The following is a 23,788-nucleotide window of genomic DNA, read 5'->3' on the forward strand; positions in this document are numbered from 1 at the left end:
ACCAGGATAGGGAGAAGGCAGTCTATGCGTCGTCGTGTCCATCTTGCTTCTGCGCTCTTGCTGGCGACGTTGGCCCCAGGCGCCATGGCAGGTGGATGCAGCAGCGATCCTCCCTGCAAGTCGAAATGGCCCAACGAGACGCTGGAGGCTCCGGAGGGCTGTGAACCGATCGGGAGTTCCGGAGAGCAGCCGCCGCCGCCAAAGCCAGAGTGTGTCCCGAGCAATGGCGAGGGCTGGGCCGCCGACGGCACGTGCGGGGTGTTCGTGTCGGCTCGTGGAGACGACAGCAACCGCGGGACACCGGACGAACCGGTCAAGACGTTCGGGAAGGCCAGCGAGCTCGCCTACTCCAAGGGCGGTGCGAGGATCATCTATGCATGCGCCGGCGAAGGTCAGACGTTCACCGAGCAGGTCGTCGTGTCGGAGAGCGTGACAATCTACGGTGGGCTCGACTGCGCCAGCGCCTGGGAGTGGATCGGCGGAGACACGAAGACGTTGCTGACCGCTGGCGAAGGGGAGGTTCCACTCAGGATCCGCGGGGCGGGGACCGTGCATCTTGAGGATCTTCACATCGTGGCGCAGTCGACCGAGGCGCAAGTTCCGGAGGGGGAGCAAAAGGGCGACGGCATGTCGTCGATCGCGATGATCGTCGACGGCATGACGGTACAGTTCAAACGATGTGCGCTGGAGGCCGGGGATGCGGCGCCGGGAGCAGACGGGGCGCCGTACGAGGGTGACGAGCTCTCTGCTCCAGGCGGGCCGGACGGCCTGCCGGGTGTCAATGCATGCTCCGAGGGCGCCGCGGCGCTCGGCGGAGCTGAGGTGACCAACGACTGCGGCACGCCTGAACCGGACGATGATTCGATCGGCGGCAGCGGCGGCAACGGTCAGGTTTCCAGCGGGGGCAACGGAAACCAGGGCCAACCCACCATCTCTCCCAACAGCGTGAGCAATGGCGGCAGCGGCCAAGCTCTGTCGGGAACGAGCTGCAGCCCGGGTGGCCCGGGCGAGCCGGGAAGCAGCGGCGCCCCCGGCGAGAACGCAGCGACCAAGGGGACCATCTCGTCAAACGGCTACACTGGTGTCCCCGGCACCGATGGCCAGCGCGGGAAGCCCGGGCAGGGCGGCGGTGGCGGGGGTGGCGCGCGAGGGGCGCCGGCAAACAATCCGGATCGCCGTTGTCCAGACGCCAGCGGACAGGCCCGCCCCGGCGCCAGCGGCGGCTCCGGCGGAGCCGGCGGCTGCGGCGGCAAGGGCGGACGAGGCGGCAGGCCGGGCGGCTCCAGCATTGCCCTCCTCGGCATCGATGCTTCGCTGTCCTTCGAGGAGGTGACGCTCCGCGCCGGCAGGGGCGGCGACGGCGGCGACGGCGGCTTCGGCCAGGAAGGCGGCAACGGCGGCGCGGGCGGAGAGCGCGGAGGTCTTGTGCAGGGCAGCACCGGTCTCCTTCCGGCCTGCGATGGAGGCCTTGGCGGCACCGGGGGCACCGGCGGTCGAGGCGGCGGCGGGCAGGGTGGTCACTCCGTCGGCATCGCCTGGCGCGGTACCCAAATGACAGACGGCAGCGAGCCTCCTAGCATCACCCCCGGTCAACCCGGTCGCGGTGGCGAGGGCGCCAGTGGCAAGGGCGCTGATGGGGAAGCGAAGAGCATCGGCTCATTCGACCAGTAGCTCGCTGCTCCCCGCTCCGCTGCCGTGAGCTGGATCAGCAGGGTCACGTCTCGATCGTCGCGCCGACGCACGACGCCTGTCTTCGCAAGAATCCTTTCCGCGGGCACGAAATGAGATGGGATACCGTTCGGTAGCGGCCTGCCTGCTTCTCTTCGGCACATTGTTGGCGTCGCCTGTCGCGGCGCAAGCACAGCAACCATCAGCCCAGGCCAAAGCCGCCGCGATCGCGCGCGCCGACGAGGGCTGGGCCCACTACGAGGCGGGCCGATACACGGAGGCGCTCCAGGCGTTTCGTGAGGCCGAGGCGACCATCCACGCGCCCCCGTTCCTGCTCATGGTGGCGCGCTGCTACGCCAAGATCGGCCGCCTGCTCGATGCGCGCGCCGCGTATCAGCTCATCCTCGACGAGAAGCTTGCCCCCGGCGCGCCGCCGGCTTTTCGAGAGGCGCAGGCCACCGCAAAGGTGGAGCAGGCCGCCCTGGAGCTGCGTATCCCGACCGTGGAGGTCGTGGTGTCAGGCACGGTTCCTGAAGCGTTGGCGTTGACGCTCGATGGAGTGGAGATCGCCCTCACGACCGCGGTGCAGCGCGACCCGGGGCATCACACGCTGGTCGTCCGCTCCCCCGGGCGCGAGCCGCTGGTGAAGACGATCCGGCTGGTCGAGGGGAAGAGAGAGCGGGTTGAAATCGATCGTGCCGAGATCGTTGCACAACCGGCAACCGCGCTGCCGGGAGGCGTGGCGGCCCAGCGGGGCCTTCGCCTTGGCGCCGCGGCGGGTCGACCACCCGAGGCAGACGCCAGCGAGCTCTCGTCGTGGGTGGGCTCCGAGCGGCGAACTGCGGTACTGATCGGCGGAAGCGCGGCAGCAGGGCTCGGGCTCGCTGCGGGAGCGATCTTCATGCTGCTGGACGATGCGCGTTCGAACCGCGCCGAAGAGCTGAGGAACGCGCTATCCGCTCAGTGGAACGGCGAGCGGAGATGTCCTTACGGGGACCCGCCGAAATGCAAAGAGTTGAAAGATGCGGTGTATCCTGCGGTGGACTTCGGTGCCGTGTCGCTATGGAGCTTCGTAGCAGGTGGAGCCATTGGCGTCGGCACGCTGGTTTATGGGCTCGTGACGATGAAGCCAGCAGAGCCGACCCCGAGCACGCAGGTGACGCCCGTCCTCGGACCAGGCACTGCCGGGCTCTCGTTCAGCGGTAAATTCTGAGCTCACGCACCCAGGAGGAGAAGGCCATACCATGCGTCGTCGTGCCCGTGTTGCTTCTGTGCTCTTCGTGGGGACCATGGCCATGGGCGCCACGAAGCTCGGTTGCAGCGGCGACCCTCCCCCCTCCGCATGCGCGGAGCGGAGCCCGCTCATCCTGGAAGACTGCGACGCTGGGTCCACAGGCGACGTAGAGCAACCTCCGCCGCCACCGCCGCCGCAGTGCGTGCCAGATGATGGCGAGCGCTGGGCCGCCGACGGCACGTGCGGGGTGTTCGTGTCGGCCCGTGGAGACGACAGCAACCGCGGGACACCGGACGAACCGGTCAAGACGTTCGGAAGAGCCATCGAGCTCGCCTACTCCAGGGCCGGTGCGAGGATCATCTATGCATGCGCCGGCGAAGGTCAGACGTTCACCGAGCAGGTCGTCGTGTCGGAGAGCGTGACGATCTACGGCGGGCTCGACTGCGCCAGCGCCTGGGAGTGGATCGGGGGAGACACGAAGACGTTGCTGACCGCTGGCGAAGGGGAGGTTCCACTCAGGATGCGCGGGGCGGGGACCGTGCATCTTGAAGATCTTCACATCGTGGCGCAGTCGACCGGGGCGCAAGTTCCGGAGGGGGAGCGAAAGGGCGACGGCATGTCGTCGATCGCGATGATCGTCGACGGCATGACGGTACAGTTCAAACGATGTGCGCTGGAGGCCGGGGATGCGGCGCCGGGAGCAGACGGGGCGCCGTACGAGGGTGACGAGTTCTCTGCTCCAAACGGTCCGGACGGCTTGCCGGGTGTCGACGCGTGCTCCGAGGGTGCCGCGGCGCTCGGCGGAGCTGAAGTGACCAACGACTGCGGCACGCCTGAACTGGACGATGATTCGTCCGGCGGCAGTGGTGGCCTTGGTCAGGTTTCCAGCGGGGGCTATGGCAATCAGGGATCTCCCACGGGCCCGGCTAGCCCTGTGGACAATCGCGGCAGCGGCGAAAGTGCATTAGGAGAGAGCTGCACCCCAGGTGGCGCAGGCGAGGCCGGAGGCAACGGCGCCCCCGGAGACAACGCCCCGGCCCCGGGGACCATCTCGTCAAACGGCTACGCCGGCGCTCCCGGCGCCGATGGCCAGCGCGGGAAACCCGGGCAGGGCGGCGGTGGCGGGGGTGGCGCGCGGGGGGCGCCGGCAAACAGTCAGGATCGCCGTTGTCCAGACGCCGGCGGACAGGCCCGCGCCGGCGCAAGCGGCGGCTCCGGCGGGGCCGGCGGCTGCGGCGGCAAGGGCGGACGAGGCGGCAGGCCAGGCGGCTCCAGCATTGCCCTCCTCAGCATCGATGCTTCGCTGTCCTTCGAAGACGTGACCCTTCGCGCCGGCAAGGGCGGCGACGGCGGCGACGGCGGCTTCGGCCAGGAAGGCGGCAACGGCGGCGTGGGCGGACGCCGCGGAGAGCTTGTGCCGGGTAGCTACGGCCTCCTTCCGGCCTGCGATGGAGGCCTTGGCGGCACCGGGGGCACCGGCGGTCGAGGCGGCGGCGGGCAGGGTGGTCACTCCGTCGGCATCGCCTGGCGCGGCAGCCAGGTGACAGACAGCAGCGAGCCCCCTAGCATCACCCCCGGTCAACCCGGTCTCGGTGGTGAGGGCGCCAGTGGCAAGGGCGCTGATGGGGAAGCGGAGAGCATAGTCTCATTCGCCCAGTAGCTCGCTGCACCCGTTCCGCTGCCATGAACTGGTTCAGCAGGGCCAAGTCTCGATCGTCGCGCCGGCGCACAACGCCTATCTTCACAAGAATCCTTCTCGTGGGCACAGAATGAGATGGGATACCGTTCGGTAGCGGCCTGCCTGGTCCTCTTCGGCACATTGCTGGCGTGGCCTGTGGCGGCGCAAGGACAACAGACTTCAGCACAGACCAAAGCCGCCGCCGTCGCGCGCGCCGACGAGGGCTGGGCTCACTACGAGGCGGGCCGATACACCGACGCGCTCCAGGCCTTTCGCGAGGCCGAGGCGACCATTCATGCGCCCCCGTTCCTGCTCATGGTGGCGCGCTGCTACGCCAAGCTCGGCCGTCTCCTCGACGCGCGCGCCGCGTATCAGCTCATCCTCGACGAGAAGCTTGCCCCCGACGCGCCGCCGGCTTTTCGAGAGGCGCAGGCCACCGCAAAGGTGGAGCAGGCCGCCGTGGAGCTGCGTATCCCGACCGTGGAGCTCGTGACCACGGGCGACGTCCGTCTGAGCCTGGAGGCGACGCTGGATGGCCTGCCAGTCGCCCTTTCGACCCCGGTGCAGCGCGATCCCGGCGAATACACGGTGGTCGTTCGAGCCCCCGGGCGCCGTCCTCTGACGAAGAAGGTTCGGCTGATCGAGGGGGCGAGGGAACGGATCGAGCTCGATCAGGCCACAATCGATGCGCTGCCCGCAGTTACCCCGCCGGGGAGCGAGGCAGGCCCGCAGCCTCCTCGGCTCGGTCCGGCGGAGGCGCGGGGATCGGCCGACGGAGCGCGCCACGCGATGGGGTGGTTGGACACGGATCGGAGGACTGCCGTGCTGATCGGCGGAGGCGCAGCGGCAGGGCTCGGGCTCGCTGCAGGCGCCCTCTGCACGGTGCTCGCCAATGACCGGGCCAGCGACGCCGAACGGTTGAGGAATGAGCTGATCGCACAGGGACATGGCTTCGCATTGTGCCCTGGCATCGATCCATCGAAGTGCGCCGAGCTGAAGGACGCCGCCATGGCCAAGGTCGACCTCACCAACGTGGCGTTCTGGAGCTTCGTGGCGGGCGGCGCGGTCGGGGTTGGCACGCTGGTGTACGGGCTCATGACCATGAGCTCGGCGGAATCGAGCTCGAGCGTCCAGGTAACGCCGCTCCTCGGGACCGAGGCCGCGGGGGTTTCGTTCCGTGGCCAGTTCTGAGCCGGCAAGCATGAACGGCAGGAGGTCCACCATGCGCCATCGCGTCCGTCCAGAATCAGTTCTCTTTCTGGCGCTCTCGGCCCTGGGCGCCAGCGGGGCCGGGTGCGGCCCCTGGTCGTCGCAGACCAGCAATTACTGCGAGGGAACGCCTTGTGTTGGCGCGCGGGGCGGACCAGGCGCGGGCGGAGCCGGCGGGGACGGGAGCGGGACCGGCGGAGCGGGCGCCGGCGGCGCAGGCACGGGCGGAGCGGGCGCCGGCGGCGTGGGCGGCGCGGGAGGGCAGCCTCCCGCGCCGCCGCCGCAGTGCGTGCCCAGCGAGGGGCTGGGCTGGACGGCGGACGAGCGCTGCGGTGTATTCGTGTCAGCCGGGATGGGGGACGACGGCAACCCTGGTACCTCGGTTTCCCCGATGAGGACGCTGGCCCACGCCATCGAGCTCGCCGCGGAGCGCGGGCGGCGGGTGTACGCGTGCGCCGAGACCTTCGAGGAAGCCATCACCGTCGAGGAGGGGGTGGCCCTTTACGGTGGACTCGACTGTACCGCGCACTGGTCGTGGGACGGTAGCAAGAGAACCACCCTCACGACGCCGCAGGATGCGATGGCGGGGACGGTGCCGCTCGTGATGCGCGCGGAGGGCGAGACCGTGTCGATCGAGGACGTGGATGTGGTGGCGCGGTCGATCGGCGAGGGCCATTTCGGCATCTCGTCGATCGCGGCGATCGCCGATCGCTGCCAGGCCAGGCTCACGCGGTGCACCTTCCAGGCCGGAGATGCCGCGCCGGGGGCCGAGGGGGCGTTTTATCCAGAGAGCGCCGCTGAGGGCGACGACGGCAGCAACGGGAGGGATGCGTGCTCGGCGGACCACGTGTTTGCCAATGATCCGCCCGTGAACGACTGCGGAACCGCCGCCGATCCCAGCGATGACTCGCAAGGGGGGCGGGGCGGAGAAGGTGACTCAGACTATGCGACCTCAGGAAGCACAGGAGCTCCTGGCGAAGCGACGCATCCGAATGGCGGCGCCTACCTGAGCGAAAACCAACAATGCAACGACGGCACGGTGGGCAACGACGGCAGCGCCGGGGCTGACGGTGCGGGGGCAAGCGGCATCGGCGAGCTCAAGAGCACTGGCTATACGGGCAGCCCCGGCAGCGCTGGCACCGATGGGAAGACCGCCCAGGGCGGCGGGGGTGGCGCCGGATCGAAAGGCGGCACCGCATTGATTGATTGGGATCTTCAAGGATGCCGGGATTCCAACTCCAATGGCGGCGCCAGCGGCGGAAGCGGCGGCGCTGGTGGCTGCGGCGGCAAGGGGGGCAAAGGCGGGGGTCCAGGGGGATCCAGCATCGCCCTCGTGATCCTCGACGCGAAGGTCAGCTTCCAGGACGTCCTTCTGCAAGCCGGGCGCGGCGGCAAAGGAGGGGATGGCGGCGCCGGCCAGCTCGGCGGAGCAGGCGGTCAAGGCGGCCCGGGAGGCCGGGTTCCGGACGACATCAATACGGACGGCTTTCCAATGAGCCCTGGCTGCAACGGCGGCCCTGGAGGCACCGGCGGCGACGGTGGACGGGGCGGTGGCGGGCAGGGCGGCCATTCCATCGGCATCGCCTACCGGGACGCCACGGGCATGTCCCCCTCCCTGGACGCAGTCACCATCGATGTCGGCACGGCCGGCGCCGGCGGCACGGGCAGCAGAGCCGTTGACAACGGCGACGGCGCCCCCGGGGTGGTGCAGGACACGCTCCAGTTCCCGTAGCCGCAGCACGCTCCATGGCAGCACGCTCGGTGCCCCGGAGGTCCCGCGGGCTGCTCAGTCTGGGTCTCCTCCACGGGCGCGAACTCCCCTTCCCTCCTGGACCTTCCGGTCACCACCATCGCCTTGCTCGCCGCTCCGCGCTTCTCGCACCCTGCTCCCCGCTCCCGCTTCCCGCCCCCGCTTCCCACCCCCTCGCGGCATTTCCAGCTCTCCCTCACCAAGCCGAACCGCGCACCGCAGCCCCCCGCAACCAGCTCAGTCCCCACCACCTCCCCGACCGCCCCCATCAAAATCACTCCCCCCATTCCCACCCCGCTCCTCCACCGCTCCCGGATCCGCTAGCCTGCCTCCAGCTCTCCCTCACCTTCTCCCATGCACCTCGGCCCCGGCTCGGTCCTCATTGGCAAGTATCGTCTGGAGCGCCCGCTCTCACGCGGCGGCATGGGCTCGGTCTGGGTCGCGCGGCACCTCCAGCTCGGCACGCTGGTCGCGGTCAAGTTCATGGATCCGACCTACGCCAGCTCGGCCGCGTATCGCACCCGCTTCGAGCGCGAGGCGCGCGCCGCCGCCCAGCTCAGGACCCCGCACGTCGTGCAGGTGCACGACTTCGGTTTTCACGAGGACGTCCCCTACCTCGTCATGGAGCTCCTCCAGGGCGAGGACCTCAACGCGCGTCTCCAGCGGCGCGGCCGCCTGCCGCTCGCCGAGGCGCATCGCATCCTCGTCCAGACCGGCAAGGCCTTGCGCAGCGCGCACGAGGCGGGCCTCGTCCATCGCGACCTCAAGCCCGCCAACCTCTTCCTCGCGCGCGTCGACGGCGAGGACGAGGACATGATAAAGCTCCTCGATTTCGGCATCGCCAAGGAGACCACCTCGAAGCTCGTGGCCGACGCCTCCACCACCGGCGCGGTGATGGGCACGCCCTATTACATGAGCCCGGAGCAGCTCCGCGCCGAGCGCGACCTCGACGCGCGCAGCGACCTCTGGGCGCTCGGGGTCATCCTGTTTCGCATGGTCACGGGGCGCCTCCCCTTCCCCGGCGATGTGCTCGCGCACGTCATGACCAGGATCCTCGTCGAGCCGATCCCCTATGCGACCCAGCTCGCCCCCGACCTGCCCCCGGCCATCGACGCTTTCTTCCACCGGGCGCTGGCGCGGGATCGGGCCCACCGGTTCCAGACCGTCCGCGAGCTGGTCAACGAGTTCGCGCGCATCGCGGGCGCGCCGAGGTTCACGACCTCGGTCTCGGACGTGCATGGTCCCTTCCACCAGCCGCCCGCCGGCCTCGTCCCGAGCGTGGCGACGCCTCTGCCCGGAGCCCCTTTCGGGCCGGGAACCACGGCACCCGCTGCGCCGCTCCCGGCGCCGCAGCCGGCGGATCCCGTCTCGGCGGGCACGCTGACCGGCGCGGTGGACGCGGCCAGGTCGTCCAGCGGACGCCGTTCCACCGGGCGGGCCGTCTGGCTCCTCGCCGCCGGGGCCGCGGTCGCGCTGGGCGGTTTCGGTGTCGCCATGGCAGCGCTCTATGACCGGTACGGGGCGCCTCCTTCTTCGGCAGATGCCCAGACGACAGCAGATGCCCAGACGACCACCGAGCTCGCTGCCTCGGATCCGGCAACCGAGGGCAACGTCGCCCCCACGAGTCGCACCGCAGGGTCGGCGGGCACCGCGCCTGCCGTCACACCGTCGACGCCACCGAGCGCGCCCAGTGCGGAGACGGCTGCGGAAGCATCCGCGCAGCAGCCGGCTTTGGCGCAGCAGCCGACTCCGGCGCAGCAGCCTGCGGCGACCGGCGCCCCGACGTCGACCGGCGCCCCGGCAGCGGAGCGTAGCCCTTCCACAGCCACCGCCGGCACTCCCGCAACGGAACACAGCGCTTCCGCAGCAGCCCCCTCCCCCACCCCCACGGCGGAACGCAGCCCTCAGGCATCAGCGGCCAGCGCGCAGCCTCGGCCCCGCCCTTCGCCGCCTGCGTCCACCTCGCAGGTGCCCAGGCCGACGAGCACCGGCGAGCGGCGGTCGCCCGGGGAAACGAAGCCGCGCTGGGGCATCTGAGAAAAGTTCGACGCCCCTCGCCGGAGCGCCGGGTGCGCGCCCCCTCCCTCACGAGCCCTTCCCTCGCAAGCCCCTCCCTCGCAAGCCCCCTCACGAAACTGCCCCCGCCCCTCACGATGACCACCATGCCGCTGCCCGGCTGGCTCGGCGCGGCATCGCTGCACCTCTCGCACCCTGGGTGGAACGGGAGCACAAAAGCATCCGCGACCGCGCAGAAGGGATTGGGGTTCCCGCGCCAGGGTGGGTAAGGTTCTGCCGTCACCGTTATCCGAACCGCAGCTCCTGAAGCAACGCCGGAATTTTGATGATGACGAAGCGTCCGCTGCTCACGAAGCGCCCGCTGCTGTGGACCTGGAGCGTAGCCCTTGCCTTGCTCGCGCCGCTCGCCGACGCGGCGCCAGCGGCGCCCGAGGCCGCGGCGCAGGAGAGCGACGCGCTGACGGACAAGGCGCGCGAGCTCTTCCAGGAGGGGGTGAAGGCGGCCAGGGCCGGGAGGTGGGCCGATGCGCACGCGTCGTTCCTCGCGGCGTGGGGGCTCAAGCCGCACTACCAGATCGCCTCGAACCTGGGCGTGGCCTCGCTCCGGGTCGGCAAGCCCCGTGACGCCGCGGAGTACCTCACGATCTACCTCCGCGAGGCCCCCGCGACGAAGGTCCAGGAGCGGCAGATCGCGGAGGGCGCGCTGAAGGAGGCGCTGGCGAAGGTCACGGCCGTCACGGTCGAGGTCGCGCCGGAGGGGGCCGAGGTGACGATCGACGGGAGGGCCATCGGGCGAGCGCCGCTCGTGGATCCCGTGTTCCTCGATCCGGGCGAGCACGAGATCGGCGCGAAGCTCGACGGGCACGTGCCGGAGGCGCGGACGATCGTGGCGACGGAGGGCGGCACGGAGGCGATGTCGCTCCGGCTGCAGCGCAAGCCGGCGCTCGAGGTGGCGGCGCGCCCCGGGCCGCTGGCCCCGCCGGCGCCGGGCGGCGAGGCGGACCGCGGCACGCGGACGGCGGTGCTCGTTGGCGGAGGCATCGCGGCCGGGGCGGGCGTCGCGGCGGGGGTGATCCTCACCGTGCTGGCCAACTCGCGGGCGAGCGACGCGGAGAGCATGAGGAGCCGCCTGAACCGTGACAAGGGCTACGATCGCACGTCATGTCATGGCGTGAGCAGCCCCGATTGCGCGGCGCTGAGAGACACCTCGGTTGCCACCGTCGATCTCAGCAACGCGGCGTTCTGGACCTTCGTGGCGGCCGGGGCGGTCGGGACCGGCACGCTGGTGTACGGGCTCGTGACGAGCAAGCCTTCGGAGCCGACCCCGGGCGTCCAGGTGGCGCCGCTCCTCGGGCCGAGCGCCGCGGGGCTCTCGCTCCGTGGACGGCTCTGAGCTCGCATGCTTGAAGGGAGGAGATTGCACCATGCGTGATCGCGCTCGTGTCGCGTCTGTGGTCTTTCTGACGACGATGGCCCTGGGAGCCGTGGGAGCCGGGTGCGGCCAGCTTGGGTTCCCCTATGCCCATCCGTCGGACGACACGGACTGCGAGGACATCTTCGGTTGCCCCGGGGGAGGCGGGACCGGCGCAGGCGGCGCGGGCACAGGCGAAGCAGGCGCGGGCGGTGCAGCCGGGGCGGGCGCAGGCGGCGCAGGCACGGGCGGCGCGGGCGTAGGCGGCGAGGGAGGGCAGCCCCCCGGACCGCCGCAGTGCGTGCCCAGCGAGGGGCCGGGCTGGACGGCGGACGAGCGCTGCGGCGTGTTCGTGTCAGCCGGGCTGGGGGACGACGGCAATCCTGGTACCTCGGAGTCCCCGGTGAAGACGCTGGCGCACGCCATCGCGCTCGCCGCGGAGCGCGGGCGGCGAGTGTACGCGTGCGCCGAGACCTTCGAGGAAGCCGTCACCGTCGAGGAGGGGGTGGCCCTTTATGGTGGGCTCGACTGTGCCGCGCACTGGGCGTGGGACGGTAGCAAGAGGACCACCCTCACGACACCGCAGGATGCGACGGCGGGGACGGTGCCGCTCGTGATGCGCGCGGTGGGCGAGACGGTGTCGATCGAGGACATGGATGTGGTGGCGCCATCGATCGGCGAGGGCCATTTCGGTATCTCGTCGATCGCGGCGATCGCCGATCGCTGCCAGGCCAGACTCACGCGGTGCACCCTCCAGGCCGGCGACGCGGCGCCAGGGGCCGATGGGGAGCTTTTTTCAACGAGTGCCACCGCGGGCCAGGACGGCAGCAGCGGGAGGGATGCGTGCTCGGCAGACCACGTACTTTCCAATGATCCTCCCGTGAACGATTGCGGAACACCCGTTGATACCGGCGATGATTCCATCGGTGGACGGGGCGGAGAGGGTGATTCGAGCTATGCGACGTCAGGAAGCCCAGGGTCTCCTGGCGAGGCGATGTACCCGAATGGCGGTGCTTACCTTGCGGCAAGCCATCAATGCAACAACGGCATGGCGGGCCACAACGGTGACAACGGGACGGACGGCGCCGGGGCAGATGGACTCGGTGCGCTCACGAGCACCGGCTATACAGGCAACCCCGGCAGCGCTGGCACCGATGGGAAGACCGCCCAGGGCGGCGGGGGTGGCGCCGGATCGAAAGGCGGCACCGCATTGATTGATTGGGATCTTCAAGGATGCCGGGATTCCAACTCCAATGGCGGCGCCAGCGGCGGAAGCGGCGGCGCTGGTGGCTGCGGCGGCAAGGGGGGCAAAGGCGGGGGTCCAGGGGGATCCAGCATCGCCCTCGTGATCCTCGACGCGAAGGTCAGCTTCCAGGACGTCCTTCTGCAAGCTGGGCGCGGCGGCAAAGGAGGGGACGGCAGCGCCGGTCAGCTCGGCGGAGCAGGCGGTCAAGGCGGCCCGGGAGGCCGGGTTCCGGTCAACCTCGATTTGAGAGATTATCCAATGAACCCAGGCTGCGACGGCGGCCCAGGTGGCACCGGCGGCAACGGAGGACGCGGCGGCGGCGGCCTGGGCGGCCATTCCCTCGGCATCGCCTACCGCGACACCACGGGCATGTCCCCCTCCCTGGACACAGTCACCATCGAGGTCGGCACGGCCGGCGCCGGCGGCACGGGCAGCAAAGCCGTCGACAACGGCGACGGCGCCGCCGGGTTGGCGCAGGATACGCTCCAGTTCCCGTAGCTCCAGCCCAGGGCCACGCCGGCGCGGCTCCGGTCGCCTGAGGTCGCCCTCTCCGGCGCACCATCGCCCGCCTCAACGCTTGAAATGGCCCACTCGGCGGGCCAGTCGGCGATTTCAACGTTTGAAATGGCCCACTCGCCGGCCCAGAAGCACATTTCAAGCGTTGATCCGGTCCGCTGGGTCGCCGAGTCGGCCGTTTCAAGCGTTGAAATCGCCGACTCTGCCACCGAGTGGCCCGCTGCAACGCTTGCATCAAGCCTTGCAGTGGCCGCGAGGCTCCAATCCAGGGGCGGTGCGCCGTACCGGCCCGCTCGCGAGCGCCAGGACGACGGGACAGCGTTCTCAGAACGGCCGAGGCGGCGCCGCCCGCTTCGCCTCCGCCGCAGGCTTCCGGTCGGCCGTCGATGCGCCGCGGACCACCGGCGCCGGAGGTCGTGAGAGCTCCTCGTACACCGATTCCTCCACTGTCGGCTCCGTTCCAGGGGCAGCGCTCCCCGGCGGGGGCGGCGTCCGTCCTCCCGCCGTCGCTGCCAGCGGCGCCTCCTGTACGGGCAGCGTCGTCTGGCGCATCGTCGCTCCCGGCTCGAGCTGCGCAGAGCCCCGCTGCGGCGCACCGCCCGCGCCCCCTGCCACGCCGCAGCGTCCTCGCCGCCGTTCTGCCTCCCCGGCGTGTCCCGTGGCCCCAGCGGCGCCGTCGTCGCGAGCTCCTCCGCGCTGACCCCGCTCCCCCGCCCCCGAAACGGAGCCACCGCCGCCTCCTGCTCCGCCGTCACCCCCGAGGGCAGCGCGGCACGCGCCCCTGGGATCCGCAGCTCCCCCTCCCCGCGTGGCTCGCTCGCCCGCCCACGGACGAGCCCCTCGAGCTCCCGCGCCACCTCCTCCGCCGACCGGAACCGCTCCTCCGGCGCCCTGCGCAGGCACCGGTCGACGATCCTCACGAGCCGCTCGTCCACGTGCCGCAGATAGCGAGACACCTTCGGGATCTCCCCGGCCAGGATCTGCGAGAGCAGCTGCGTCCCCTCCCCCTGGAACGGCCTCACGCCGGTCAGCATCTCGAACAGCATCACCCCGAGCGACCAGAGATCCGACCGCGCATCGAGGCTCGCCTCCGCGCGCAGCTGCTCCGGGCTCATGTAGAACGGCGAGCCCACCACCGCATGGAGCGTCGACGTCACGCCGCCCGCCGCCGCCAGGTTCTTCGCCACCCCGAAGTCCAGCACCTTGACCACGAAGTCGCTCGCCTCCGGCGGCCGGTGCAGGAAGACGTTCGCCGGCTTGAGGTCGCGGTGCACGATCCCCACGGCGTGCGCCGCGGCGAGCGCGCTCGCCACGTCGCGCGCGATCCGCACCGAGAGCGGCGCGTCGAGCCTCCGCCTCGCCTCGAGCAGCGCCGCCACGCTGTCGCCCACGAGCAGCTCCATGATGAGGCACGGCTCGCCGCCCTCGGTGCGCGCCACGTCGATCACGTCGACGAGGTTCGGATGCTGCAGCGCTCCGCACGACTGCGCCTCTCGCAGCAGCCGCTTCCGCAGCGCCGGATCAGGGCGAGCGATCAGCTTGAGCGCCACCTCGCGCCCCGTGGCCTCGTTCCTCGCGGCCCAGACGACGCCCATCGCGCCCTGCCCGATCCTGCAGGTCAGGCGGTACTTCCTCGCGAGCAGCATGCCCGGAAGCAGCTTGCACGCCTCGATCGGTTCCGACATGGTCCCCCCCGGGTCCTACCGCCAGGTGGGTTTACCATCGCGACCGCTCGGCCGGCATCACAGAAGCCGCGAGCCGCGCGTCAATGCCGCGAGCCCATACGCCGTTCAGGGCGCGCAACAATGCCGCGAGCCCATACGCCGTTCAGGGCGCGTCAATGCCGCGAGCCCATACGCCGTTCAGGACGCGTAACGATGCCGCGAGCCCACCAGCGCCGCTCAGGGCGCGTAAGGATCCCGCTTCCGCTCGTGCTCCCGCAGGCAGTTCGTCCGCATGAACCCCGTCTTCCCCGCGCACGGATCCACCCTCGTTCGCGGCTTCGAGGGTTGCTGCGGACGCGGCGGCGGCGACGGCGCAGCCGTCTTCGCAGGCGGCGTGCCCCCAGGCGGCGCGGCCACGGCGGGCCGCAGCGGCGGAGCGACCGCCGCCGGCACGCTCGCGGCCGCGACCGGCGCCGCCGTCGCTGCCGACGCCGCTGTCGTGGCCGACGCCGGCTGGTTCTCCGACGGAGACGCCGGGGCCTCCGGCGCCGTGTCCGCCGAGCTGCCCGCCGCGCCCGCGTCCACATTCCCCTCAGACCCGGGAGCAGACCCGGGCGATTCAGCGGTCGAAGCGAGAGGCGCCGGATCCGCGGCAGGGGCCGCCGGCGCAGGCGACGTCTCCGCCGTCGTGGCGACGGGCACCTCGCCCGCGCTCCCGGGACCCGGCAACGCTTCAGGCTCCGTGGACACCTCGGCGCCCCCGGGCGTGCGCAGCAACGAGACGAGCACCGCCCCCACCAGGCCAACCACGAAGGCGGCCACCAGCGCCACGGCTGCACCAGGGAAGCGATTCGTCCGGTGCCGCCGCCTGGGCTCAGGCGGCTCCGGCGGCGGCGTCGCGCGCGCCGCCCACGGCGACGGCTGCGCCCCCTGCCCCCGACCCGCCTCCAGCCCCGATGCGGGCGATGCGGTCGTCGGACGCCGCGACCTCCCCGGCTCGTCCTGGCCCCGCGCAGGCGAGACGCTGGTCCCGGCGTCTGCACCCATCATGGCCTCCGGTTCGAGCTTCTGGGTCAGCTCGGCGTTCCATACCGGCTCCGGCGCGGCGTTGACCGGACGCCCGGGCAGCGACCCCGCCGGCACAGGGCCGGGCGGCTGCCCCGACAGCGACCCCGCCGGCACAGGGCCGGGCGGCTGCCCCGACAGCGACCCCGCCGGCACCGGGCTCGGCAACGGCCCCGACAGCGACCCCGCCGGCACCGGGCTCGGCAACGGCCCCGACAGCGACCCCGCCGGCACCGGGCTCGGCAACGGCCCCGGCAGCGACCCCGCCGGCGCCACGCCCGACGACTGCCCCGGCAGCACCCCCGCCGGCGCCGGGCTCGGCAACGGCCCCGGCAGCGACCCCGCCGGCGCCACGCCCGACGACTGCCCCGACACCGACCCCGCCGGCGCCACGCCCGACGACTGCCCAGACAGCGACCCCGCCGGCGCCACGCCGCTCGGCCGCGCCGGCAGCTCGGACACCGCCCGCTGCCCGGCACCGAGCCCGACCCCCACGGCCATGCCCGCTGCCCGCCCGGCAACCGTGTACGCGTCGAGGAGCTCCGCGACCTCCGCCGCCGACCCGATCCGCTCGTCGGGGTGGCGCGCCATGCAGCGCGCCACGAGCTCCACCAGCCCCGGATCCACCCGCCGCAGGTACCGGGAGACCTTCGGGATCTCGCCCGTCAAGATCCCCATGAAGACCGCCCGCGCGTCGCCCTGGAACGGCCGCATGCCCGTGAGCATCTCGAACAGCACCACGCCGAGCGCCCAGATGTCGGCCCGGTGATCCACGTTCGGATCCGCCCTCACCTGCTCCGGGCTCATGTACAGCGGCGACCCGACCGCGCCGCCGGTCGCGGTGCGGACGCCGTCGTTCACCGCGAGGTTCTTGGCGACGCCGAAATCCAGCACCTTCACCACCGGCTCCTCCACGTCCGGCTCGCGGTGCAGGAAGATGTTCGCCGGCTTCAGATCGCGGTGCACGATGTGGAGCGCGTGCACGGCCGAGATGCCCCGCGCCACGTCGCGCCCGATCGACGCCGCCACCTCCGCGTCGAGCCGCCGCCTGCGCTGGAGCAGGTCGGCGAGCGTCTCCCCCACGAGCAGCTGCATCACGAGGAACGGCTCGCCGTGCTCGGTCTCGCCCATGTCGTAGAGATCGATGACGTTCCGGTGCCGCAGCGCCCCGCTGTTCCGCCCCTCGCGCTGCAGCCTGCGCCGGAGCTCGGGATCGGGGCGGTGAATCAGCTTGAGCGCCACCTCGCGCGCGGTCGCGAGGTTGATCGCCAACCACACCACGCCCATGGAGCCCTCTCCCAGCTGCCGCACGAGCTTGTATTTCTCGGCGATCACCAGGCCGGCTGCGATCTGCGTGAAGGACTTCGGCATCGGCATCAGCGGGCTTGTTCCAGGCGCAGCACCGCGGCGCGCGAGGTCTCTTTACCTACCATCAACGAGGCAGCTTCATGAAAACGCAACGTGTCCTCCGCGGCCCTCCGGGCTCTCCGCGGCGGCGCGCATCACGAGATGCATCACGAGATACCCGACCGCCACGCCGAACCCAAGGAGAAGCGCCGCCGCGACCAGCGTCGCATGACCGCGCCCATCCCCTCCTCGACGATCCGGCAACGTCGACGGCGCTTGCCGCAACCAGGCGCTCCCTTCGGCGGCGCGGCATGAGGCGAGGAGGACAACATCGGGAAGCTCGCAAAAGGACCGGCGCACGGGCGGAGCGAGGGCGCTCGGGACGAGTTTTGCAGGTGAGTAAGCGCACCGTCAAGCCGAGCCGCGTGCGGGGTGCCGGGGCCGTGATGCCGCACTGTCCCGCCGGCGCGGGGGCGGGTGTGGTGGGGCAGCCATCACCGCGCGCGTCCTGCGCGGCGGAGTCGCCCCGGGGCTATTTCTTGAGCTTCGCCTCGCAGTTCTTCCTGAGGAACGACGTGAGGTGGGCGCACGGGTTCGCCGCCGGCGGGGCTTTCTTGAGCTGCGCAGGCGCCGGCGCGACCGGGGCCGGCGGCCCAGACGGGCTGGCGCTGGGCGCTGTCCCCGGCGGGCTGGCCGGCGCGGCCTCGTCGCGGGAGTCGACCGGCGCGGCGCTCGGCAGCGGCGGCGGCACGGGCGGCGCCGGCGCCGTGGATTCCGGCGACGCCGCCGACGGTGGTGCGGGAAGCTCCGCGGGCGGCTGTGGCGCCGGTTCGGCCTCCGGCGCCACGCCGGCGTCTGCCCCCGCGCTGCTACCGGGCGGTGTCACGCTCCGGGACGGATCCGAGACAGCCGGTGCAGCTCCCTGCGACTGCATCGCGAGGAGCATCCCGGCGCCGATCAGGGACAGCGCGGCCGCCGAGAGCGCCAGGATCGCGGCCGTCGTCTTTCGCTTCTGGCCATCGCCCGGCGATGCTGGCCTCGACGTGTCCTGGGCCCCGTGCGCCCCGGTCTGGCTGGCCGATGCGCTGCTCGCGACGAGCGGCGTCGTGGAGGAGCTCCCCGGATGCTGCAGGACGCCCGGCGCCACGGGGGCGGTCGCCCTCGAGTCCGCGACGCTCGCGCCCGCCTCCGCGCCGAGCTTCACGGGCGACGGGAGCCCCCCCCAGCCGGACGGCACGCCGGCGGACCCAGCGGGCGGAGCGACCGCCGGACCTCCGCCCGTACCGGTCCACCTCTCCGCGATCGGCGACGGCGGCATGCGCACCGTACCTCCCGGGAGCGCGCGCTCGAGCGCTGTCCCTGGCAACGGCTGCGCCAGTCCGGGAGACGACGCGGGTCCGGGTGGCGCCGTGGTCGCCTGGATCACGCCAGGGACGGAGGCCCTGACCATCGATGGCAACGGGGTCGACAGCGCGACCGCGGGAGGTCCCGCCGCCGGGTGCTGCCCTGCGCCCGCGCGCGGTGGCGCGGACCACGCCGCGTCCGCGCTGTCCCGCGGGAGGTGCACGGTGGGTGCGCCCTCATCCCACGGGGAGGCCTCCGCCGCCGTCACCGCGTTGTGCTGCCCGGAGCTTCCCGCGCGCGGCGAGGCCACGCCCGCGACCTCGCTCACGCTGGGCGACGACGCTCGCCCCGCCTGCGCCGGCCCCACTGCCCTTGGCCCCCTGCCGAGCAGCGACAGGGGCAGGGCGCCGACGCTCGCCGATCCTGAGTCCGAGCTGGAAGACCGCGCCATGGCGGCCACGCTCCCCGACCCAGGTTGCGCCATCGACCCCGGCGGCGGCCCCGACCCAGGTTGCGCCATCGACCCCGGCGGCGGCCCCGACCCAGGTTGCGCCATCGACCCCGACCCAGGTTGCGGTCCCCACCACCCAGGTTGCGGTCCCCACCCAGGTTGCGGTCCCGGCGGCCCCGCCAGCGCCCCCGACCCAGGTTGCGCTCCCGCCGCCAGCGCCCCCGACCCAGGTTGCGCTCCCGCCGACCCAGGTTGCGCCGACCCCGACCCAGGTTGCACGCTCCCCGAACCAGGTTGCGGCCCTGCCGACCCAGGTTGCGCCGACCCCGACCCAGGTTGCGCCGGCGGCGGCGCCGACCCAGGTTGCGCCGGCGACCCAGGTTGCGCCGGCGGCGCCACCGAGGCCCCCGCCTCCACGCCCTCGCTCGGCCCCGCCCCCAGCTCCGACGACGTCTGCCGCGCCGCCGACGCCCCGCTCGCGCTCCGCGCCGCGTACCGGTCGAGCTGCGCCGCGACCTCCGCCGCCGAGCCGATCCGCTCCGCGCGATCCCGCCGCATGCAGCGCGCGATCAGCTCGACCAGCCCCTGATCCGCCCGCCTCAGGTACTTGGCCACGGTCGGGATCTCGCCCGTCAAGATCCCCATGAACACCGCCTGCGCGTCGCCCTGGAACGGCCGCATGCCCGTGAGCATCTCGAACAGCACCACGCCGAGCGCCCAGATGTCGGCCCGGTGATCCACGTTCGGATCCGCCCTCACCTGCTCCGGGCTCATGTACAGCGGCGACCCGACCGCGCCGCCCAGCACCGTGTGCAGGCCGTCGTTCACCGCGAGGTTCTTCGCGACCCCGAAATCCAGCACCTTCACCACCGGCTCGTCCAGGTCCGGCTCGCGGTGCAGGAAGATGTTCGCCGGCTTCAGGTCGCGGTGGATGATGTGCATCGCGTGCGCCGCCGCGAGGCCCCGGGCCACGTCGCGCCCGATCGACGCCGCCACCCTCGGCTCGAGCCTGCGCCGCCGCGCGAGCAGCTCCGCCACGGTCTCCCCCGTCAGCAGCTGCATCACCAGGAACGGCTCCCCGGCCTCCGTCTCCCCCATGTCGTAGAGGTCGATGACGTTCCGGTGCCGCAGCGCCCCGCAGTTGCGCGCCTCGCGCTGCAGCCGGAGCCGGAACTCGGCCTCGGGGCGGTGGATCAGCTTCAGCGCCACCTCGCGCGCCGTCGCCACGTTGACCGCCGACCAGACCACGCCCATGGCCCCCTCGCCGATCTGGCGCACGAGCCTGTACTTTCTGTCGATCAGCACGCCGGACGCGAGCAGCGTCGAGCTCTTCGGCTGGGCCATCAGCGGCGTTCCCGCAGCGCCGCGCGCCCCGCCGTCCGTGCCCAGAAGCCGCGCGCCCCGCCGTCCGCCGCGCGCGATGCAGCCGCCCGCCCCCGCCCGTGTCCCCCGCTCGCGCCGTGCACCCCCCCACGCGCCCGCTCCCGCGCAGCGCAGCATCCGATCCAAAGGTCCACGGGAAGCGCCTCCAAGGCCCGCAATCCTACAGCAGTTCTCCCCGGCGCGGTACGCTCTCGGCGACGTCTGCAACGAAACACGGACAAGGAAAGACGGACAGGCCCGATGCGCTCCCCCCGCGGCCGTCGCCACGTTCGCCGCCCACGCGTCTCGCCACGAGCCGGGCCGAGGATCGGACGGCTGAGCCCACGAGGAAAGCGAGGGTCACATGAGCGACACCACCGTCATGAAGGTCTCCTCCGGCCGCTCTCCCAAAGGCCAGATGGGGCAGAAATACCTGGCCTCCGGAATCCATGTTTCGATGCGCCTCTGGGAGCGCGAGCCGCCGGGCGAGACCAAACCACCGACCCAGCGCGATTACGAGACCGTGGGGTACGTGATCGAGGGGCGAGCCGAGCTGCACATCGAAGGGCAAATGGTGCGGCTCGATCCGGGCGACTCCTGGACGGTGCCGAAGGGAGCATCGCATTCTTACAGAATCATTGAGCCCTTCACCGCCGTGGAAGCAACCAGCCCGCCCGCCAGCGTCCACGGGCGAGACGAGGGCCGCTGAAGAGCGCCCGCAAGGCCTGATCCGGCGCCGGATTCCCTGCATCCTCCTGCACGAGATCGGCCGGGGAGGTCGAGTCTCGGCATCGAGGCGGGAGGATGGGAGAGCCTCGGGGATCTTCCCACCTTTCTGGGCGCCGCCTCCGGTCCGCTCAGCCGCCCTCCGCGTCTGACGGCCGCTGGCTTCAGAGCGCGGTGCCGGCCCCGGCGGCAGGCTTCTCCCTGTCCTCCGCCCGCCTGGCGTGCCCTGCCGGCTTCTTCTCGTCCTCGCCGCCCCGCCCCGGCTTCTTCTCGTCCTCGCCGCCCCGCCCCGGCTTCTTCTCGCTCGCTGCGGCTGCCGTCTTGTCTCCCTGCGGCGCAGATCCTGCCGGCCTGCCCGAGCCCGCCGCGCCGGCCCCGGCGTCGCCTCGCTTCTCGCCGCCCGCACCAGCCTTCGCCCCGTCGGCCTGCGCCGGCTTCTTCTCGCCCCCGCCCGCCCCGGCCTTGGCCCCGTCGGCTTTCGCCCCGTCGGCCTTTGCCGCGTCGGCCCGCGCTGGCGTCGTCTTGCCCGCGCCCGCCTCGGCCTTCGCCGCCTCGACCTTCGCCCCGTCGGCCCGCGCCGGCTTCGTCTCGCCCCCGCCCGCCTTGGCGGCCTTCGCCCCCTCGGCCTTTGCCGCGTCGGCCTTTGCCGCCTCGACCTTCGCCCCGTCGGCCCGCGCCGGCTTCGTCTCGCCCCCGCCCGCCTCGGCCTTCGCCGCCTCGGCCCGCGCGAGCTTCGTCTCGCCGCCGGACGTGGCGCCCGCCGCGCCGCCCGGCTTGCCGCGCCCGTCCTTGTCGCCGGCCGCCTTGCGGCCGTCCTCTCCGCCCGCGCCCTCGGAGGCCACCGGCGTCCGCAGCACCGCCGGCTTCACGGCCTGCGCTGCCGCCTTCTCCCCCTCGTCCACCGCGCCCGCCACCTCGGCCGACGCCACGCGGACCTCGTCCTCGCGCGACTCCACCGGCTCGGCCTCGTCCGGCCGCGTGGCCGGCACGTACACCACCAGTCGATCCCCCGGGCTCAGCTCGCTCCGCCGCGAGCGCTGGTTGATCCGCTCCAGGCTGCCGACGCTGAGGCCGTACCGGCTCGCGATCTTGCTGAACGTGTCGCCCTCCCGCGCCGCGATCTCGATGCGCTTCCGCCCCTTCAGCCCCTCGAAGTGCGCGAAGAACTCCTCCGTGCCGACCTCCAGGACGCGCGCCTCCGCCTCGTCGAGCAGCGAGACCCCGTCGTAGCGCCGCGACCTCGGGACGAACAGCTGCAGCGTCATCCCCTCGTGCAGCGCCGCCCCGGGGGCGAGCGTGTTCCAGCGGCAGACCTCGTCGGGCCGCACCGAGAGCACCGCCGCGAGCTCCCGCAGGGTGTCGCCCGCCACCACGCGGTAGAAGACACGCCGGCGCCCCTCGTACGAGAAACGCTGCGCCGGGACCACGACCACAGGCCGCGCCTCCGCGCCCCGCGGCGCGCCGTTCGCGAGCAGGTGCTCCGCCGCCGCCGCGCCGATGCCCTCCGCCGCCGGCACGAACAGCAGCGCGCCCGGGCGCACCGGCTCGCCGGAGCGCAGGCCGTTCAGCGACTGCAGCGTCCACCGCGTCGTCCCCCGCGACGCCGCGATGTCGTCCAGCGACTCGCCCCAGCGGACCAGGTACCGCTCGAGCTTCGGCTCGCGCTCCAGGACCTTCGGCATCGACTTCGCCACGCGCGCCCCCGCGCCCGCCGGCACCCGGACCTCCCAGCGCACCTGCTCCTTCGCGCCCACCGGCAACGGCGGGGTGCGCTTCGCCACGAGCTGCGGGTTCAACGCCTCGATCTCCGACGAGCCCGTCCCCGCCGCCGCCGCCACCGACTGCAGCGAGACCCCGGCGCCGAGCGAGATCTTGTCGAACGCCACCGGCGGATCGAGCTCCACGTCGTCGCAGCCGAACACCTTCCGGTTCCGCGCCACGAGCGCCATCGCGATGATCTTCGGCACGTAGAGCGCCGTCTCCAGCGGCATCCCCGCCTCGATCCGCGACAGCTCCCAGAAGTCGTTCGTGTTGTACTTCCGGATCGACGCGAGCAACCCGCCGTACCCCATGTTGTACGCGGCGAACGCGAGCTCCCAGCTGCCGAAGCGGCGCCGCAGATCCGAGAGGTACCGCGCCGCCGCGAGGGTCGAGCGCTCGGGATCCAGGCGCTCGTCGACCCAGCGGTCGACGGTGAGGCCGTAGATGCGCGCGCCCTCCGGCATGAACTGCCAGAGCCCCGCGGCGCCGGCCGGCGAGTGGATGGTCGGGTCGAAGCCGCTCTCGACGAGCGCGAGCCAGAGCAGATCCTCCGGGAGCCCCTGCTCGCGCAGGACGCGGCGGATGGCGTCGCCGTACCGGCCGCTCCTCCTCATCCAGATGACCACCGCGGAGCGGCCGCGCGGGTCGTTCTTGTAATACTCGAGGTAACGCACGACCCGGCCGTCGAAGCGCACCGGGATGTCGGGGAGCTCGAGCTGGCGGAGCCACGAGATGTCGCGGGTCTCGTCGACCTCCACCGGCGCGGCGGTCAGGCCCGCTGGCGGCAGGCCCGAGGTCTCCAGCCGCGGCTCGCCCGCCCCGAGCAGGAGCGCGCCGTCCGCAGGCCACGCGGGGCCGGCGCTCGGGGCGGCGCCGGGGAAGAGGGCCCGGTCGATCTCGCGCATCGCGCGGAGCTCGGGCGAATCACCCACGCTCGACCCCGCAGGCGCCGCGGTGCCCGCGACGATCCGCCGCGCCGCCTCGTCCGGCACGCCGGGCGCACCCGGCTTGCGCGTGCGCTTGACCGCGTTCTTCTTCGGCGCCTTCGACCGCGCCGTCCCCTTCGCCGGCGACTTGGCCACGCTCCGGGCGCTGCCCTTCCGGCTGGACGCGGCGCGCGGCGAGGTCCTCGCCGGCGCGGGCTTCGCCGCGCCCCCCTCGGCCGCCCCACCCCGGTTCGCGGGCCCCGTGGTCTCCGCCGCAGCCCGCGCCCTGGGCTCCGGCGAAGGCGCAGCCAGGCCGGAAAAGGCGACGCCCGAGAGGGCGGCCATCCAGCCGAGGCACACAAGCCTGCGTGCGGCACGTTGGATCCGCATGTCAGGGACCGACCTGTCTCATGG

12 protein-coding genes are annotated in these 23,788 nt (G+C 72.5%); 8 read left to right on the forward strand and 4 right to left on the reverse strand.

What is annotated here, in order from left to right; translation table 11 throughout:
* Nucleotides 1-24: 24 nt before the first annotated feature.
* The 7 genes from WMF31_RS29385 (at nt 25) to WMF31_RS29415 (ending at nt 10,948) form a co-directional block, all read left to right on the forward strand.
* The gene (locus WMF31_RS29385; RefSeq protein ID WP_436605121.1) at nt 25-1,671 is read left to right on the forward strand and encodes a PGRS family protein; all 1,647 of its coding nucleotides are present in this window, start codon (nt 25-27) and stop codon (nt 1,669-1,671) included.
* Nucleotides 1,672-1,786: 115 nt separating this feature from the next.
* Complete coding sequence (locus tag WMF31_RS29390; protein WP_436605122.1) at nt 1,787-2,881, forward strand: tetratricopeptide repeat protein; 1,095 nt, start codon at nt 1,787-1,789, stop codon at nt 2,879-2,881.
* A gap of 223 nt (nt 2,882-3,104) precedes the next feature.
* On the forward strand, nt 3,105-4,562 hold the full coding sequence (locus tag WMF31_RS29395; protein ID WP_436605123.1) for a PGRS family protein: 1,458 nt from the start codon (nt 3,105-3,107) through the stop codon (nt 4,560-4,562).
* Nucleotides 4,563-4,676: 114 nt separating this feature from the next.
* The gene (locus WMF31_RS29400) at nt 4,677-5,771 is read left to right on the forward strand and encodes a tetratricopeptide repeat protein (RefSeq protein WP_436605124.1); all 1,095 of its coding nucleotides are present in this window, start codon (nt 4,677-4,679) and stop codon (nt 5,769-5,771) included.
* A gap of 409 nt (nt 5,772-6,180) precedes the next feature.
* Nucleotides 6,181-7,521, forward strand: coding sequence for a hypothetical protein (locus WMF31_RS29405; RefSeq protein ID WP_436605125.1), 1,341 nt, complete (start codon nt 6,181-6,183; stop codon nt 7,519-7,521).
* A gap of 372 nt (nt 7,522-7,893) precedes the next feature.
* Nucleotides 7,894-9,576 carry a protein kinase domain-containing protein gene (locus WMF31_RS29410; RefSeq protein WP_436605126.1) on the forward strand — a complete coding sequence of 561 codons (1,683 nt, stop codon included), beginning with the start codon at nt 7,894-7,896 and terminating at the stop codon, nt 9,574-9,576.
* Between the two features lie 304 nt (nt 9,577-9,880).
* Entirely contained in the window at nt 9,881-10,948 is a 1,068-nt protein-coding gene (locus WMF31_RS29415) for a PEGA domain-containing protein (protein ID WP_436605127.1), read from the forward strand.
* A 1,614-nt stretch (nt 10,949-12,562) separates the two neighbouring features.
* Here WMF31_RS29415 and WMF31_RS29420 read toward each other — a convergent pair.
* The 3 genes from WMF31_RS29420 to WMF31_RS29430 form a co-directional block, all read right to left on the reverse strand.
* Nucleotides 12,563-14,413, reverse strand: a complete 1,851-nt coding sequence (locus WMF31_RS29420; protein ID WP_436605128.1) for a serine/threonine-protein kinase — start codon at nt 14,411-14,413, stop codon at nt 12,563-12,565.
* Between the two features lie 216 nt (nt 14,414-14,629).
* The gene (locus tag WMF31_RS29425; RefSeq protein WP_436605129.1) at nt 14,630-16,834 is read right to left on the reverse strand and encodes a protein kinase domain-containing protein; all 2,205 of its coding nucleotides are present in this window, start codon (nt 16,832-16,834) and stop codon (nt 14,630-14,632) included.
* 502 nt (nt 16,835-17,336) lie between these two features.
* Nucleotides 17,337-19,943: a protein kinase domain-containing protein gene (locus WMF31_RS29430; protein ID WP_436605130.1), complete on the reverse strand. Its 2,607-nt coding sequence runs from the start codon at nt 19,941-19,943 to the stop codon at nt 17,337-17,339.
* 382 nt (nt 19,944-20,325) lie between these two features.
* On the opposite strand from WMF31_RS29430, the gene WMF31_RS29435 reads away from it, so the two are divergent.
* Nucleotides 20,326-20,670 (forward strand): cupin domain-containing protein, encoded by a 345-nt coding sequence (locus tag WMF31_RS29435; RefSeq protein WP_436605131.1) that lies wholly within the window; start codon nt 20,326-20,328, stop codon nt 20,668-20,670.
* Between the two features lie 181 nt (nt 20,671-20,851).
* Here WMF31_RS29435 and WMF31_RS29440 read toward each other — a convergent pair whose 3' ends face one another.
* Complete coding sequence (locus WMF31_RS29440; RefSeq protein WP_436605132.1) at nt 20,852-23,719, reverse strand: transglycosylase SLT domain-containing protein; 2,868 nt, start codon at nt 23,717-23,719, stop codon at nt 20,852-20,854.
* Between the last annotated feature and the right edge of the window lie 69 nt (nt 23,720-23,788).

Origin of the sequence: Sorangium sp. So ce1036 (assembly GCF_051369805.1) — a bacterium.
In the GTDB taxonomy this organism is placed as follows: Bacteria; Myxococcota_A; Polyangia; order Polyangiales; family Polyangiaceae; genus Sorangium; species Sorangium cellulosum_F.